The organism is Carboxylicivirga mesophila (assembly GCF_018271975.1).
Lineage (GTDB): Bacteria > Bacteroidota > Bacteroidia > Bacteroidales > Marinilabiliaceae > Carboxylicivirga > Carboxylicivirga mesophila.
Map to the genome: position 1 here is coordinate 15,115 of NZ_JAGUCN010000007.1, position 18,796 is coordinate 33,910.

The 18,796-nt window shown below is 40.0% G+C and carries 11 protein-coding genes; all 11 read left to right on the plus strand.

The annotated features are described in order from the left end of the window. Window positions 1-17 precede the first annotated feature (17 nt). On the plus strand, window positions 18-2,507 hold the full coding sequence (locus tag KEM09_RS07675) for a family 78 glycoside hydrolase catalytic domain (protein ID WP_212227340.1): 2,490 nt from the start codon (window positions 18-20) through the stop codon (window positions 2,505-2,507). Between the two features lie 17 nt (window positions 2,508-2,524). After that, window positions 2,525-3,199: a bifunctional 4-hydroxy-2-oxoglutarate aldolase/2-dehydro-3-deoxy-phosphogluconate aldolase gene (locus KEM09_RS07680; protein ID WP_212227342.1), complete on the plus strand. Its 675-nt coding sequence runs from the start codon at window positions 2,525-2,527 to the stop codon at window positions 3,197-3,199. 105 nt (window positions 3,200-3,304) lie between these two features. After that, a complete protein-coding gene (locus KEM09_RS07685) occupies window positions 3,305-4,393 on the plus strand; it encodes a sugar kinase (protein WP_212227344.1) in 1,089 nt (362 codons plus the stop codon). Window positions 4,394-4,624: 231 nt separating this feature from the next. After that, window positions 4,625-5,665 carry a prolyl oligopeptidase family serine peptidase gene (locus tag KEM09_RS07690; protein ID WP_212227346.1) on the plus strand — a complete coding sequence of 347 codons (1,041 nt, stop codon included), beginning with the start codon at window positions 4,625-4,627 and terminating at the stop codon, window positions 5,663-5,665. Between the two features lie 120 nt (window positions 5,666-5,785). Beyond that, window positions 5,786-6,646, plus strand: a complete 861-nt coding sequence (locus KEM09_RS07695) for a hypothetical protein (RefSeq protein WP_212227347.1) — start codon at window positions 5,786-5,788, stop codon at window positions 6,644-6,646. A 15-nt stretch (window positions 6,647-6,661) separates the two neighbouring features. Then, window positions 6,662-7,537, plus strand: coding sequence for a CE1 family esterase (locus KEM09_RS07700; RefSeq protein ID WP_212227348.1), 876 nt, complete (start codon window positions 6,662-6,664; stop codon window positions 7,535-7,537). 295 nt (window positions 7,538-7,832) lie between these two features. Next, window positions 7,833-9,371, plus strand: coding sequence for a sulfatase (locus KEM09_RS07705; protein WP_212227349.1), 1,539 nt, complete (start codon window positions 7,833-7,835; stop codon window positions 9,369-9,371). A gap of 11 nt (window positions 9,372-9,382) precedes the next feature. Continuing rightward, window positions 9,383-10,789: a sulfatase gene (locus KEM09_RS07710; protein WP_212227350.1), complete on the plus strand. Its 1,407-nt coding sequence runs from the start codon at window positions 9,383-9,385 to the stop codon at window positions 10,787-10,789. Window positions 10,790-10,950: 161 nt separating this feature from the next. Beyond that, window positions 10,951-13,314: a right-handed parallel beta-helix repeat-containing protein gene (locus KEM09_RS07715; protein WP_212227351.1), complete on the plus strand. Its 2,364-nt coding sequence runs from the start codon at window positions 10,951-10,953 to the stop codon at window positions 13,312-13,314. Between the two features lie 214 nt (window positions 13,315-13,528). Beyond that, window positions 13,529-15,151, plus strand: coding sequence for a sulfatase (locus KEM09_RS07720; RefSeq protein ID WP_212227352.1), 1,623 nt, complete (start codon window positions 13,529-13,531; stop codon window positions 15,149-15,151). A gap of 423 nt (window positions 15,152-15,574) precedes the next feature. Further along, on the plus strand, window positions 15,575-18,700 hold the full coding sequence (gene lacZ / locus KEM09_RS07725) for a beta-galactosidase, LacZ type (RefSeq protein WP_212227354.1): 3,126 nt from the start codon (window positions 15,575-15,577) through the stop codon (window positions 18,698-18,700). Window positions 18,701-18,796: the final 96 nt, after the last annotated feature.

Below are 18,796 nucleotides of genomic sequence, written 5' to 3' on the forward strand. Positions count from 1 at the left end.
AAAAAAATAAATTAATAGTGAGATATTTTTTTATTAATATTCTATTTAGCCTTCTTTTTTTCAAGGCATCAGCTATTGAAAAGCATTGGGCAGCTAAATGGATTTGGGCTGAGGAGGAGCTGCAGGCTGAAGCTGTTATGGCTCGCAAGAGTTTTGAGCTGGGTACCTCTCCTAAGCAGGCAATAGTGAAAATTACAGCTTCAGATTTTTATCAACTATACATCAATGGTCAATATGTCAATCGGGGAGCTGCGCGCAGTGCCGCTCATCATCAGTCCTATGATTGTATTGATGTTAAAGGTTTTTTACGGGAAGGAAAAAACCTGATAGCTGTTAGAGTGGTGTTTGAACCTGGCGCTCAATCCTATCAGTTTGAAGCACGGGCCGGCTTATTGGTGCAGATGGAGGTGGACAATCAGGTGATTGTTTCCGATGATTCATGGCGATTGATGGAAGATAGTAGCTGGGATAAGGAGTCTCCTGTCATCAGCCGTTTTCAGCGTGATGTATGTGATAATGTAGATATGCGATCCTACAGCCATGCTTGGTTTACTGGAGACTTTGATGACTCTTCTTGGTCTTTCGCCCATGAACTGATGCGTAATGCAGGTTGGCCAGCGCATCAGAAAGGTGTACGAGCTACTGCTTCAATAAATCCATGGATTAAGTTGGTCAAGCGCGATATTCCTATGTTAAAGGAAGAGTTGCTGTTGAAGCCAACACTTATTCTTACAAAAAACTACTTAGAATATCCTCAAGGATTGGTTAGTGAAAAAGTCCTTTTGGATGGGACAGTTGATAAAGCCATTAGCAGAGGCATTAGCAAAAAAGAACGATTTGAATTGGTTTTTCAGGAAGATGAGAAAGGCCGCCTGCTACTCTTTGATTTTGGGAAAGTAATGAATGGCTTTCCCTTAATTAACATTGAGGGGATATCCGGAACACAAATACGTGTATTATGTGCACCATATGTGTTGAATAACCATTTTTGTGCCAGTCTGGTGGATGCAAAATACGAAGACCGCATCACACTATCAGGGAAGAGGGACTTATGGGAGGCGTCTTATTTCAAACCATGTCGTTATATGGCCGTCTGGGTAGAGAATTCCGGATATCCGGTCACAATAAATCAAATAGCATTGCGACATATTTCATACCCTTTTGAACAGAAAGGACTCATGGAATCAGCAGATGCCCCATGGGTAAAAGATTTCTTTACAGCTTCAGCCAAAACGATTGAGATTTGCACCACGGATGCCATTACTGATAACTATCGCGAGCGTCGCCAGTATGCCCAAACAGGGTATTATGGTGCCTTGGGCAATTATTACATCTTTGGTGGCATGGCTTTGCAGCGCCGTTATTTGATACAGATTGCTCAGGAGCAAATGGCCGATGGTATTATGCCGGCGTATGCCCCACTGGCAACAAGCGACTATATGGTAATATTGGATTCTAATTGTTTTTGGCTAAAAAGCTTATGGAACTATTATTTGTATAGTGGTGATGAAAAAACTGTTAGGCAGTTACTGCCAGCAGCAGAACGTCTTTTAGAACTCTTACATGGTTTTACGAATGAACATGGTTTGATTGATAATCCGCCCTATGCCTATTGGCTCGATCATGCAGTCAATGATCGTAGTGGCGCTAATTTCACTTTGAATGCTCACTACCTCGAAGCCCTGGAGAATTATTCAGAGCTATTGAATTGGCTAAAAGAGGAAAGTTACGATGGCTATATGTCAAAAGCTAAGACTTTACGAGGTAGTCTTCAAAAGCTGTTTTGGAATGAAGAATCCGGTTTGTTCGTGGATGCAGTTGTCGACGGAAAACAATCAATGCAAGTCAGCGAACACGCCAATGCTATGGCTCTTGCATTGCACATCGCCACACAGGAACAAGGCAATAAGATTTCACAAAACATAGTAGAGGAGGACAATGATTTTGTGAAGCGAAATTCCGGCATGACCACGGTAACACCGGCCATGTCCTATTATTTACACAAAGGTCTATGTGAATATGGCTCTGTGAAAGCATCGTTTGAGCTGTTAAATAAGCGCTTTAACCACATGCTGGCTGAGAATACCAACCAAACACTTTGGGAAGAGTGGTGGTTGCATGGCTCAGGTCGAACAGGCAAGTTTATGCCTGGTAAAACCCGCAGTGATGCCCAAACTGAGAGTGCCTTTCCGCCAGCCTTGTTTGCCGGGTATTTATTTGGCTTGGAACCTGTTGAGCCAGGACTGAAGAGATGGGCATTAAAATACATCGATTCGGGTGTCGAAAATCTGAAGGGGGTTATACCGGTTGGAAATGCTCAAATGCAAATTGAGTGGAAGGTTGGCAAGAAGCAAAGTCTCAAGTTGGTCATTCCTCAGGGTATTCAAATTGATGTGGATATAAAAAGCTTGGATGCAAAGGGGACTGTATGGGTAAATAAGCAGGAGTTACGAGGAGATGCAACAACAATGAACCTGACAGAAGGAGAGTATAACATTACATTCTAATCATTACAATTACAAAGATGCAGCCAATTGCACAAAAGGCCATGGCGCCTGATATCATAAAAAAAGTAGACGATGCCGGCGTTATTGCCGTACTGGTAATTGATGAAGTGAAGCATGCGATGCCTGTTGCCAAAGCCTTATTGGCAGGTGGGGTGTCAGCCATTGAACTAACCCTTCGAACGCCAGTAGCCTGGGAGGCTGCCAATGCTATTAAAGATGAGCTGCCTGAGATTACCCTTGGTTTTGGTACGGTACTAACGGTTGAACAAGTCCAAAATGCCGCAAAAGTAGGAGCTGATTTTGCCGTGGCACCGGGCTGTAACCCCAAAGTGATTGCCGCAGCACAGGATTACGGTTTATCCTTTGCTCCCGGAATTGTAACACCTAGTGATATTGAAATGGCACTGGAGCAGGGATGCCGTATATTAAAGTACTTCCCGGCAGAAACTTCAGGAGGTATGAAGCACTTGACTAACATGGTCGCTCCATACAATTATTTGAATCTCAAGTTTATTCCCCTTGGAGGTTTAAGTATTAATAATGCTGCTGAATACCTTAAATCGCCATTGATAACTGCAATTGGTGGTTCATGGATTGCCAAACAGGATTTGATTAGGGGCGAACAATGGGCAGCCATAACTCAAAATGCACATGAAATAAGTCAGTTGATTAAAGATATTAGAAGATTTTAAAGATTAAGAGATAATTGAGAGGTGAGCAATGAGTGAAATGACAGGAATATGAAATTGTTTTATCTCGTACTCATTTCATTAATTCTCACTACTCATGCTAGAATTATGAAAACAATAGTAACATTTGGCGAGATAATGGGGCGCATGGCCTCACCAGATAATTTAAGATTACGTCAGACTCGAGAGTTTGAAGTTACCTATGCGGGTGCTGAAGCCAGTGTGGCTGCTTCGATATGTAATTTTGGTGGAAAAGCACGTTATGTGACGGCTTTACCTAAGCATGCATTAGCTGAAGCAACAATGGATTCAGTTAGAGCCGTTGGTGTTGACGTAAGCTATGTGTTGCGTACCGACAATGGACGTTTAGGACTCTATTTTTTGGAAACCGGTGCCAATCAGCGTCCAAGCAATGTTATATACGATCGAGAGGATTCAGCGTTGGCTATTACAGCAGCTGACCAATATGACTGGGACGGTATTTTCGATGGAGCACAATGGTTACATCTAAGTGGCATCACGCCTGCACTATCAAAAAATGCTGCAGAAGCCACGTTGGTAGCAGCTCAAAAAGCCAAAGAAGCAGGCGCTATTGTGTCTGTTGATTTGAATTTCCGTGGCAAATTGTGGAAGTGGGATGCTGCCAAATCAGCACGAGAACTGGCTCAGCTTACCATGCGTGAGATATTACCATTTATCGATGTGGTGATTGCCAATGAGGAAGACTGCCACGATGTGTTAAGTATTCAGGCTGGTGATACTGATGTACACTCAGGATCATTGGATACTTCTCGTTATCCGGATGTGGCACGCCAGGTGGTTCAACAGTTCCCAAATGTGAGCAAGGTGGCCATTACATTGCGCGAGAGCCTGTCTGCTACGCACAACAACTGGGGTGCTATGCTTTACGATGCCAAGTCAGATACTTCATTCTTTGCACCTGTAGATGCTGATGGAAATTATCAATCATATGAAATAAAGAATATCGTTGATCGGGTAGGCGGTGGTGATTCCTTTGCAGGTGGATTGATCTTTGCATTAACAACACCTGAATTGTCTGAGCCACAAGAAGCCATTAAATATGCTGTTGCTGCATCCTGTTTAAAGCATTCAATCAAAGGAGACTTTAATTTTTTAACCAGATCAGAAGTGGAAGCCTTGATGGGCGGTAGTGCTTCCGGTAGGGTGGTACGATAAGATTTAAGAATAATAGTTTAAAGCCATTTTCACTCACTGAAAGTGGCTTTTGCTTTTATTAATATTACTGCCTTGATCCTTAATACTCAATAGTTACGTAAAAGACATAAAAAAAACTAAGAAATGGGTAGGGTAAACTTAAACTTATGCGGTTAAGGGGTAAATGGGGTTATCATAGTAAGTTATGAATGTATACGAAAACACAGTAATAGAGATAATAAATTGATTGATATGAATAAAATAGTTTACGTAACGATTTTGACTGTCTTACTGTTTACAGCTTGTGATAAAGAAGAATCAATTAAGCCGGATAATGTAATACCTGTGGTTAAATCTGAATCTTCATATACAGTTTTGACAGATGAAGATATTACTTATGCAGATGGGCTTGGTCATAATAGCACAAGTACTTCTCCTATGGCAATACCTCAAAAACTAGATGTGTACTACCCCGATAATAATTCCGACAACAGACCTGTTTTTATGTTTATTCATGGTGGTGGATTTAAAGGCGGAACAAAGACTAAGCCTGAAATTGTAGAGATGGGGAAGTACTACGCTTCAAGAGGATGGGTGTTTGTTTCGATAGATTATAGAACTGTTGAGGAATTAGGTTCAATAAATGGAATGTCAAGGGAAGAAGTATTAATGTTTTATAAAGGAATTGCACCGCAAGAATGGATGGAGAATGCCTTTCAGGGAGCAGAAACGATAGAGCAGCTTCAACAAAGCATTGCTATGTACACCACCCAAAGAGATGCTAAAGCGGCCCTTCGCTGGATTGTGGCCAATTCGAACACTTATAACATAAATGCTGACTTTATTACGGTTGGTGGTGCTTCAGCTGGATCAATTACTACCATAGCTTTAGGAATTTCAAATCAGGAAGACTTTAGAGACGAAATTTCTATTACTGACGACCCTACACTTTCTACTACAAACCTAAATGAGACTTACACTGTAAGAAGTATGGTTTATTTCTGGGGATCGAATATAAAATTAGATGTGTTTGAATCGGTATATGGATTGAACAGATATGATGCCAACGACCCAGAATTATTTATGGCACATGGCGATCAGTATGATGCTGTTACGCCTTTTGAAGAAGCAATAGAATTGCAGGGTATATATGACAATTTAGGTATTTATAGTAAGCTTGTTACTTTAGAAGGCTTTGGTCATGGAGCCTGGGATGCTACAGTAAACGGAAAAGGCCTATTCGAATTGTCGTATGATTTTATAGTTGAGAGGCAAAGTTTGAGGGTTGAGTAAAAAACTACAATACCAATTATACCTGATACAGATTCAGCACATTTTCTGATATGACAGGTATAGAAACTCTTCGAAGAATATTAAGTAAGAATAGTCCGAAAGAATAAATAAGGGAATAGAATGATTCAGTTAAATTTTTTGATAGTCGCTGTGATGATTATGTTTTTATCATGCAGTAAAAATGATAATACAATACAAGACCCTTCACCACCTGAAGGTTATAATATGCTACTGATAGGCAATAGTTTTTTTAAACCTTATGCGAATAATTTAGAAGTGTTAGCGTTGGATGCCGGTATTGAGAATCACAATGCTACTATAGTTTTCAGGGGAGGTGCAAATGGACAACCAATAAATCTTTGGAACGATTTAGAAAGCAATGAACATAAAGAAATAAAAGCTGTTCTTGATCAAGGCGATGTTGAACTTTTCGGGATGACTTCCGGGCATGATTATGAAAACCCGGATGATCGTATTGAGGGACACCGTGCATGGATTGAATATGCATTACGGAACAATCCTGACATAAGCGTTTTTATAGCTATACCGACAGTTGATTATCCTTCAGAATGGGATGTTTTCGTTCAAGAACATGGATACAATTCGATACAAGAGTTTTATGGTTATTTTGTCAATGAGATGGTTCATCATGAGATGGTAGATCGGTTACGTATTGAATTTCCTTCAACCAATATTTTTACCATTCCTACAGGATGGGCTGCAATTAATTTAGCACAAATGCAGCAACATGATTTATTGTCAGATGATATTACAATGTCAGGTCCCAAAGCAACATCCATATTTACGGATTATAAAGGGCACCAGGGACAAATAGTAATTGAAACAGGTACGCTATTGTGGCTGAATAGTATCTATAATGTAGATCTAAGTACCAATACCTATGAAACCGGATTTAATACTGACTTACATGAAATTGCGAAACAAATAATGGACAGCCATGACCCCAATTACAAACAGTAAATTATTAAAACTATAATGCACAGAATCAGCATATTTTTATTGGTAATACTATTTGCTTGTTGCTCAAAAGATGAGCAGCAAGCAACACCAGATGTTCCTGCAGATGAAGTTCAGACAGGAAAAATGACCAAAGAACTTGTTGTAAACGGAACCACCAGAGAGTATATTATTTACGTTCCTGAAAGTTATATGGGTACAAGCTCACTTCCGCTATTGCTGTCGTTTCATGGCCTGACGAGCAATATGGAGTTTAATTATGCATACACAAAGTTTAATGAACTTGCAGAAAATGAAAATTTTATTGTTGTTCATCCGAATGGTATTGATAATAAATGGACACTAAGCGAAAACAATAACCCGGACATTGATTTTATTGAAGCTATATTAGACCATTTGGAGAAGGATTATAAAATAGAATCTAAGCGAATATACAGTACCGGAATGTCAAACGGGGGTAATTTTAGTTTTACTTTGGCTTGTGGACTCAGTAATAGAATTGCCGCCATTGCCTCAGTAACAGGACTAATGCTTCAAACTGCTATTGGTGATTGCATTCCAACAAGACCTTTGTCTATATTTCATATACATGGCACGGAAGATCCAATAGCGAATTATGCATTTGTGCAAAGAGGTCTGGATTTTTGGATCGAGCATAACAATACCGACAACATTCCCACTGTATCCGCTATTCCGGATATCGATACAGAAGACGGCAGTACAGTGGAACGATTTGAGTATTTGAATGGTGATAATGGCGTAGAAATTCACCACCTGAAAGTTACTGGTGGCGGTCATCAATGGCCGGGATATCAAGGAAATATGGATATTAATGCTTCTGAAGAGGTTTGGAATTTTTTAAAAATCTTTGATCTTGATGGTAAAATCGAATAAATCATATTAATCATTTTTTTTAGAATTATGCCGGGCAAATGTCCGGCATTTTTTGAATATCTGAGGTGGGGCAGGTTAATCCTTATGTAATTTTGTTCATTGCAAAGTTAGTCTACACTTTCTTTACCAATGTTTATATTCAACCAATACCAGGTAATCTCTGTATAGCCTCTTCGCAATCGATTTAGTTTTTTTGTAAGATGAAGAAAAATGTTAATTAAGTGTCATTACCAGACCGATATTTGACCATGCTTCAGAAATGTTAAGCCTAATTTTACTTTTTTAATTAAGCATTATGAGATATCAAATACCATTACTATTTCTTCTTTTATGCTTTTTCAGTAAGAGCTATAGCCAGACTGATAAGCCCAATGTCATACTTATTATGTGCGATGACCTGAACGATTACCAAGGTGTTTTTGGTGGTCATCCGCAGGCGCAAACACCCAATATTGATGCCATGGCAGCTACCGGTGTGCAATTTATCAATGCGCAATCCAATGTGCCGGTTTGCCAACCGTCACGCAACAGCCTCTTCACAGGTGTTTATCCTCATGAATCAAACGATTTTGGCTGGACAGGTCGAACTAAACAGCCGGTATTAAAGCATAATAAGACGTTAATGCAGCTTTTTCAGGAGAATGGCTATTACACGCTTGGAACCGGTAAATTGCTACACGGTAATAACGAACCAAAATCATGGGATGAGTGGGGAATGAATACCAAGCACAATTATGGACCGTTTCCTTTTGATGGTGAGAAAATGGTGGCCCACCCGAAAGTGCCACAGCCCTATCAGTCAATTGGACCTGTTGATGGCTCATATGGCCGTTTATCAACCTGTGATTCATGGGTATATGGAAGGGATAAGAAGCCATTTAATTATGAGAGTGATGATAAGCGTGACCTGATGCAGGATGAGTTGCATGCGCAATGGGCGAGTAATAAGCTGAAAGAACTGGAGGCGAAAGATAGTTCTCAGCCTTTTTTTATGGGTGTTGGATTTGTCAATCCGCATACTCCCATACATGCACCTGATCGTTTCTTTGATATGTTCCCAATTGAGGAACTGGAGCTGGCTCCCTGGTTAGAAAATGATGCTGAAGATACCTTCCTGAAGGATAATATCAATCCTAATAACAAAGGCTTTAGATACTATCGTTCAATGCTTGAGTCTTATAATGGCGACCGTGAGTTAGCATTAAAGCATTTCTTACAGGCTTACCTGGCTTGTGTGGCTTTTGTTGATGAACAGATTGGAAAGGTGTTGGATACCTTGGAAAAAACCAAATTTAAGGATAACACTATAGTGATTCTGACAGCTGACCATGGTTGGCAGATGGGAGAGAAAAATTACCTGTTTAAGAATTCGCCATGGGATGAAAGTGCCCGTGTGCCAATGGTGATAATGGCACCTGATGCCCATGTTGGAGCAAAGGTTGAGCAGCCTGTTTCTTTGGTAGATATATATCCAACCTTATTGGATTACTGTAATTTATCAGGAAGTAACACAATTAATGAAGAAGGTGGGAAATTAGGAGGCTATAGCATGGTGCCCTTGTTAGATAATGATGAGGAAACAATTTGGCGTGGACCGAGGGGAGCATTAACTATTGTTGGAAATATCGGGTCTTCGACTGCTATTGAAGAACAACATTATTCGTACCGTACAAAAGATTGGCGATATATTCGTTATGCAGATGGTACGGAAGAGTTGTACCACCATAAAAATGATCCTCATGAGTGGAAGAACTTAGTTGATGATAATAAGTACAAGATGGTAAAACTTAGCTTGTATAAAGAGGTTTGCGAAATATTAGGTGTAAAACTATAGAAACAGAGATTATGAAAATTATTAATATTGTAGCTATTGTTCTTGCTGTAGTTTATTCATCAGCCATAGATACTTACGCAAAAGTAAAAAAGCTTAAACCCAATTTAATTGTTATCATGGCCGATGACCTTGGCTATGCTGATGTGGGCTTTAATGGTTGTAAAGATATTCCAACACCTAACATTGACCGAATAGCCAGCGAAGGCGTGAAGTTCACTAATGGTTATACTTCTTATTCGGTATGTAGTCCTAGTCGTGCTGGTTTTTTAACAGGTCGTTACCAGCAGCGTTTTGGTTTTGAACGTAACCCGCAATATCGTCCTGATGATCCTGATATGGGACTGACCACCGATGAAATGACCATAGCGGAATCATTGGCTCAGGTAGGTTATCAATCTACTGTCATTGGAAAATGGCACATGGGAGCTCATAAGGCAACACATCATCCCCTTAACAGAGGTTTTGCCGAATTCTTCGGGCACCTGGGCGGAGGACACCGTTATTTTCCTGAGGAATTAACCATCAAAGATAGTTATGCCATATCAGGTGAACATGATAGCTATCGCACCTGGATAATGCGAAATCATACGCCTGTAAAAACAAGTAAATACCTGACGGATGAGTTTTCTGATGAAGCGGTCAGCTTTATTAAACGTCATGCTAATGAACCTTTCTTCCTGTTTCTATCCTACAATGCACCCCACGGACCATTGCAAGCTACGGATGAATACCTTCAGCGCTTTCCTGATATTAAAGATACCAAGCGTAAAACCTATGCCGCCATGGTTAGTGCTCTGGACGATGGTGTTGGTCGCGTGCTTGAAACATTAGAAGAATTAGCCATTGATGATAATACAATCATCTTTTTCTTATCGGATAATGGCGGCCCTGAGACAAAGAATGCATCCGATAATGGGCCTCTGCGTGAAGGAAAAAGCTCACATTATGAGGGTGGATACCGTGTGCCATTTGCTATGCGCTGGAAAAGTCAGGTTGATGCAACGGTTTATGATTTTCCAATATCATCACTCGATATTTTTGCTACTATCTCGGCATTGGCTAAATCGCCCATTAATAAGGATAAACCCTTGGATGGCGTTAACCTCATTCCGTATGTTACTGGAAATAGCAATAAAGCACCACATCAAAATATCTATTTAAGAAAGTTTGATCAGCAACGTTATTGTGTACGAGATGGTGATTACAAATTAGTTATGCATAATAATGGGAAAACAAAGGAATTGTATAACCTCAGTGAGGATATTGGAGAGCAAAATAATTTAGCTGACCAAATGCCTGAGAAAGTGAAAGAATTGGAATTAATACTAAATGAGTGGACCTCTGAATTGATAGATCCTACTTTTCTTGGCCTGATACATTCTGAAGCCTGGAAGAAGCAAGGGCGTAAGGCTAAGTGAAATTAAACTAGGAATTAACAAATTCTCCTGAAGAATCAATAAGGAGTTTGGTTAAAACCTGGTTATTTTTGGATAATAAACGCTCAAACCAATCATCAGTAAACCAGTACTTTTGAATATTGCTCAAACCGGGCTTTTAACCGTTAAAAAAGTAATTTAATATGAGGCGAGTTGTTTTGTTAATATACATGGCTGTAATGACTAGCGGCGTTATGGCACAGACAGTTGTTTTTTCTGATGATTTTGAATCATATGCTCTTAATGATGAGTTAGCAACACTTGGATATGTCTTTATTAAAAAGGCAGATTATCCAGGAACTATTAGCACCTCTGTTCAGAGCAACAATGGCAATCATTACGCTGCCTGTGTAGCCAGCGAAAACGGTCAGACCCTCATGCAGCTGCGTAAGGAAGTTGATGTTACTGCAGGCAAACAATACAAGCTGAGCATTAAAACAACCAGTCCATTTAAACGTCATTTACGCGTTTATCAATCCGATGGCATCACATTATTAAATCAAGGTGAGGATTTTACGCCAACAGAAGAACAGAAGACGCAATGGATAGATCATGAGATGACATTTACAGCAGGAGCCGGTATGAATACGGTGTACGTCGGTGTCTTCCACAATTGGTCGGGCACGCTATTAGTGGATGAAATAAAAGTTGAGGAAGTAGCATTTACCGAGTTAAGCGATTATTACATCAGTAGTTCAGAAGGTGACGATGCCAACGATGGCACCATAGATGCACCTTTCCAATCTTTAGAAAGAATTAGTCAGGCACCACTAAAGCCCGGTAATACCGTTAATTTTAAATGTGGGGATCGTTTCGATGGTCATTTTGTTGTAAATGGTTCAGGTACATTGGAAAATCCCATTACCATAACTTCATACGGAGAAGGTAATAAACCAATTATTACCGGGGAAGTAGGATCTGCAGCCGGTGGCGATTATCAGGAAGCTATTTTAGTGGAGAATCACGATAACCTTATTTTTGATGGTTTGGAGATTAATAATGAACGAACAGTCAACCGAACAGGCGTGGATGAAACCGATGCCTATGGTATTTATGTCTTAAATACCGGAGCAGAAATCATGCGTAATTTTGTCTTCCGAAACATGACTTTCCAGAATGTATATGCGCCAAAGCCCATTTTACAAGGTGAGGGTGAAGATGCTTTTAATGGATTAGAGGTGGCTGCTGTTCGATTCTATACAGCCAAAAACACCGTTGCTGGTCAGGAAAAGAATATCCAGGACGTTCTGATGGAAGACTGTTATTTCACCGACTTACAGCGCTTAGGTGTTCATATGAAGCATGCTGGTGGAACCGACGGAATTGGTGATGAAATAATTAATCGAAATATGAACCTGGTCTTTCGTAATAATGAATTTCATTATACAGGTGGAACATGCATATTACCTACAAAAACATACAATTGCTTAATTGAGGACAACCTGTTTAATCACCCAGGTTCCGATGTTGATCCGCGCATGCCTAACCGTGGCAGCTCGGTTTGGACCTGGCGTTGTTACAATACTGTTATTCAGCGTAACCGTTGCATTAGCACCAGAGGTTACCTTGATTCACACGGTATTCATATCGATCATGAAAACCACAACACCTTTGTACAGTACAACTATATGGAAGATTGTGAAGGTGGTTTTGTTGAGATTCTGGGCGGAAACGTTAATGCTGTCTATCGTTTTAATGTGAGTGTGAACGATGGGTGGCGCGATAACCCCAATTGGAAGAACAGCAATCATACCATTTGGATTAATCAAAATGCACCATCGGGCACACACTATTGCGACTATAGCTACATTTACAATAATACAGTTGTTATCGACCAACCATACGCAACTGCAATTGATGTGAATGCAAAAAACACGCACATCTTTAATAATATATTCTACTCAAGTAATGGTTCGGGCATTGGCACCAAACAGATGGTCATGAATAATAATGGCACAGAGCTGTTTATGGCGAACAATCTGTTCTTTGGAGGTGTGGCGCAAAACTTTATGAGTTTGGATGCTGCCCCAGTTACAGGTGACCCTTTATTCACAACGGAAGAAGACGAAGCTTCTGACAAATACCAGGTAAAATCTAATAGTCCTGCCATTAATGCCGGGGTCGCTAAACTAGGCCCGCCAATTCCCGGAGCTGGTGAAGGTATTTTTAAGGATATACCAGAATATCCTACAGTAGATTTTTATGGTAATCCTATCGATTTTAATAACGAAACACCAAACATAGGAGCCTGTAATGTAAAGGAAACAATATCGGATATTGGCGACTATGCCCATTTACCCAAATTAAATATCTCACCTAACCCATCTACTGGATTGGTGTTCATAAACGGGATTGAAAAGGAAAGTTGTGCAAGGGTATTCGACTTAAGAGGAAGGAAAGTGTTGGAACAAAATGTGATAAAACAAATGAATGTCGGACACATTGATTCTGGCTTGTATGTGCTATTGCTTGACGGTTATCAACCAATGAAATTAATGATTAAATAAATACTACACTACACCAATTTTTATGGGGAGGTCTAATGACTTCCCTTTTTTACACCCAAGGCTTATGAATTTCCAAGTAAATGCATCCTGAGTTAATATGCCTTGGAGCTGGACCTGATAATTATTGCCCATTATCAGATAATATTAGCGCTTTATTGCATTTGTTAATCATGTATTTTTACTTTTCATGTAAAGTGTAAAATTACAAATGGATATGAATTTATTTCAAAGGTGTTTCTCCATAATAATATTAGCCTTGTTAATCGTTACATGTAAACAGGCAGATACGGTATCATTAACAAAGCATCCAAATGTTATCCTAATCATGTGTGACGACCTGAACGACTACCAGGGCGCTTTTGGTGGTCATCCGCAAGCCCACACTCCCAATATTGATAAACTGGCAGCATCAGGTGTGCGCTTTATCAATGCTCAAACCAATATTGGCTTGTGTAACCCTTCACGCAATAGCTTATTTACAGGTGTCTATCCACATCAATCACGTAATTTTGGCTTAGATACTAAATCGACCAAACAGCTATTTAAGAATAATAAAACCATCATGGAGCAATTCTCAGAAAAGGGCTATTACGTCATGGGGAGCGGTAAACTATTGCATTCCAATCAAAAACATCTTTGGGATGAGTGGGGTGTTCAAATTAATAATTATGGCCCTTTCGCTTATGATGGCGAGAAACAGGTCGGTCATCCATCGGTTCCGCAACCATTCCGCAGCATTGGTGATATCGATGGTTCTTATGCACCGTTATCTGATATACCCAAGTTTAAAGACGATGAAGTAAAAGGGGAGAACGTAGGATGGACTTATTCCGGTAAAGACGGAAAAGTGTTTAACTACATTGATGAAACAAACCGTGACTTATTGCCTGATGAACTGCATGCACAATGGGCGGCCAAACGAATCAAAGAAATGGATGTGCAAGAAAATGATCAGCCTTTTTTCATGGGAATTGGTTTTGTTCGTCCCCACACACCACTATATGCGCCCAAGCGCTTCTTCGACATGTTCCCCATTGAAGAGCTGAAATTGCCGGTTATTAAAGAAGGTGATGCAGATGATACCTATTACAAATGCAATTATCCGGTTGAAAGAACCAAGGATGATAAGTGGTATACCAACACTTCAAAAGGGCAGGTGTACTCAAAGATGCTTACTCAGTCGTACGGTAATAATGAGGAGGAAGGCTTAAAACACTTTCTGCAGGCTTACCTGGCATGTGTTGCCTTTGTTGATGAGCAGGTAGGCGTTGTTCTGGATGCTTTGAACGATAGTCAGTTTGCTAAAAATACGATTGTTGTTTTAACCAGTGATCATGGCTGGCAGATGGGGCAAAAGCAATACTTGTTTAAGAACTCACCATGGGAAAACAGCACCCGTATTCCTCTGGTTGTGAATATGCCAGGAGTTAAACCAGGAACATTAGTGGAACAACCTGTTTCATTGGTCGATATTTACCCGAGCTTGATTGATATTTGTAATCTGGGCAATCACAATAGAAAGAATGAAGAGGGTCTGCCATTGGGTGGATATAGTTTTAAGGCTTTGTTAAATGATCCAACTTCTGATGATTGGAATGGACCGAAAGGTGCACTCACGGCCATTGCTACCGATGTTGTTGATTACAACATAGAGGCACAAACATTTACTTATCGTACCCAAGAGTTTCGGTATATTACTTATCCTGATGGTTCAGAGGAATTGTATGATTTAAATAATGATCCGTTTGAATGGCATAATCTGGCAAACGATCCAGCATATGCACCATCATTGAGCGAACTAAAAAAGCAAGTGAATGAGATTATCAATGGCCGGTAGATAAATCAACCATCATGTACGAGTGTATTGTTCTTTGGGAAACACGAAGATGAAGCACATGGAATGACCAACTAACAAAAAAAGTATTGGATAAAAAACTACCATCCTTTATTTCTAAATCAAAACCTATGAGGTAGCTAATAATAAAAGTAATATACCGTCATTGCATCTTGATGAGCATATTAATGACTATTTCCTGTAGACTTTTAACTTTTTATATGTATCAGGTAATCAGGATTCTGTACTTTATGAGTGCATGATAATGCACTTATTGGTAAAAATGAAAAAACACAGAATTAAGCAAAAATGTGCTATTCTTTGGATAAAATAGGCACCTCTTTTTCCTATAAAAACTACATCTTGCCATTGCATATTTAGGCGTGCATTAAGCATTTAATACTCATTGAAAAATCAATCATATAGATGAAGAAGTTAATCATTGCGCACTTATTATTACTTGTCAGTTTAAGTGCATTTTCTGCAAAGAAAGCAGATTGGGACAATGTAAAAGTATTACAGATTAACCGAGAAAAACCGCATGCTACCATGATGGTGTATGGTTCGGAACAGGCGGCTCTTAGTTTCGATAAAAAGCAATCGGCCTATCACCAGTGTTTAAATGGTCAATGGAAGTTTAAGTGGTCGGAGAACCCATCATCGCGCCCGGTTGATTTTTATAAAAGCACATTTAATGATGCAGAGTGGGGAACCATTCCTGTGCCGTCAAACTGGGAACTGGAAGGCCACGGTGTACCAATTTACACCAACATTGAATATCCTTTTGATAAAGAAAATCTGGAAGCTCCTAAAGAATGGAATCCGGTTGGTTCATATCGTCGTAACTTCACATTACCAACTAATTGGGATGGCCGGCAGGTTTACATCAATTTTGATGGTGTTCAATCGGCATTTTACGTTTGGGTCAATGGCAAAAAGGTTGGCTACAGTCAGGGCAGTCGTACGCCAGGCGAGTTTAATATCACTCAATACTTAAAGGTAGGTGATAATCAATTGGCTGTTGAAGTGTATCGCTGGAGCGATGGTTCTTATTTAGAAGATCAGGATTTTTGGCGCTTAAGTGGTATTTTCCGCGATGTGTATTTGTGGTCAACACCATCATCACACATCCGCGATTTTAATATAACAGCCACTCTGGATGAATCAAATACGAATGGTATTTTGCAATTAGAGGGCGAACTTGTTTCAACCGTAGCAAATGCAGTAGTTGTTGAATATCAATTATTAGACTCTGAAGGTCAGGAGCTACTAAAACATTCTATTGATGTAGTTGCAGATAATGGAATAACCACTTTTAAGGCCGACGAGCACACGCTAAAGAATATTACTAGCTGGAACGCTGAGTCGCCAACTTTATACATGCTTTTAATGTCATTGAAAGATAAAAGCGGGAATGTGTTGGAAGTAATTCCACAGAAAGTTGGTTTTCGTCGCATTGAAATTAAAGATGGCAAGTTATTGGTTAACGGTGTTCAGGTATTATTTAAGGGTGTAAACCGTCACGAGCATTCACCTGAAACGGGGCATTATGTTACTACCGATGATATGATGCGCGACATTGTGTTGATGAAACAAAATAACATCAATGCCGTGCGTACAAGTCATTATCCAAATGTACCTGAGTGGTACGACTTATGTGATGAGCATGGCCTTTATCTTATCGATGAAGGAAACATTGAAACCCATGCTTTCGACAACAATAAGAAAAACCGTTTGTCGAATGATCCAGAATGGAGAGAAGTACATCTCGACCGTGTGAAGCGAATGGTATATCGGGATCGTAATCACCCATCTGTTATTATCTGGTCGTTTGGTAACGAAAGTGGCGACGGACCAAATGTAGAGCATGTTTACAAGTGGGTGCAAAAGGCCGACCCTACTCGTCCTTTCCATTACGAGGGAACATCAGCTCATGGTTACAATACAGCTGATATCTTCTCATTAATGTACGGAACGCCTGAGCGTTGTGCCCAGATAATAAAGAAACATGCCGATATGCCATTTATCCTATGCGAGTACACACACGCGATGGGAAATAGTAACGGTAACTTAAAAGAATACTGGGATCAGATTTATGCCGATAATAATTTTCAGGGCGCCTTTGTGTGGGACTGGATGGATCAGGGCTTGAAGCAGCCTGTGCCGGCTAACTACAGAGCCACTGCTCAAGATGACCATTTCTATGCTTATGGTGGATGGTGGGAAACAGCACGTGGTATCTATCACGATGAAACCTTCTGTATGAATGGTTTATTAGCAGCCAATTGGACGCCGCATCCGGGTTTAAATGCCATTAAGTATCATTACCGCAACATCCATGTTGAAGTAATTGATAAAAAGAATAACACTTTTAAAATCACTAACTGGTTCGACTTTTCAAACACCAAGGACCTGGTGACCGGAGCCTGGGAGTTACTTGAGAATGGTGTTGTGATTAAATCTGGTCTGATTCAGGAGCTAGATATTGAAGCTCGGAGCAGTAAAGAATTTACTTTGGAGTTGGTTAATTTCAACGCGAAGCAAAATGCGGAGTACCATGTGAGTTTTAAGTTTGAGGCAAAACATGCTTCACCTTATGCTGCCGCCGGTCATTTATTAGCCTGGGACCAGTTTGAATTGGAACAGAGTCAATTGGCAAACCTATCAGAGCTGAAAACAACTTCAAAACCGAAAATGCGTGTTAACGGACGTAAGGTTTATGTTTGGGGCGATGAGTTTTCTATTGTATTTGATAAATTAACCGGACGACTAGAGAAATATTACATCAACGATGAACAGATTATTAGGCAAGGTGCACATCCTGATTTCTGGAGAGCTTTAACCGATAATGACCGTGGCGGTATTAAAGGCGCATCTGCCAAAGTGCCTAAGTTATATACCTGGGAGAAAGCCAATGCATGGTTAATTAATGAGTTTACCGAGCAAGAAGTAGGCAATACCATTGTGATTACGGCCAAAGGTAACTTACCGGTCATTGATGCTGAATATTCTCAAACTTATACAGTGTATGGCAATGGTGAAGTGGATGTAGCTTGCAGTTACACCGCTGGCGAAACCAGGTTGCCGATGATGATTCGTCAGGGAACAGAGTTGGTATTGGCAGCTGGTTACGATAATGTTGAGTGGTTTGGAACGGAAGGACCAACATACAACGACCGCAACAATGAATTAGTAGGTGTTTATCAATCAACGGTAGATAAACTTTGGGTGGAGTACTCAAGTCCTCAGGAAAATGGCTATCGCTCTAATACTCGTTGGGTAACAATGACGAATGCATCTGGTAAAGGACTTAAAATTACAGGTGATGAGGTCATTGGTTTTGGTGCCACTCATTATCCTAAAGCCGAAATGCACCGTGCCGAATACTCGTTTGAGCTAACAAAGCATGCTGAAGTATTCCTGAATATTGACCATAAACAAATGGGTGTTGGTGGCACAACAAGCTGGATGGATAATGCTTTTCCACGTAAAGAATATCGCTTAAAAAGTGAAGACTATAGTTTTATCTACCGTCTTTCACCAATTAAATAATCATATTTAATAAAGATAGTTAGAGTACCTTTTTTCATATATTTTAGATTTGTATTAAGTATAAATAACCATTATAAGGAGTGGTTATTTATACTT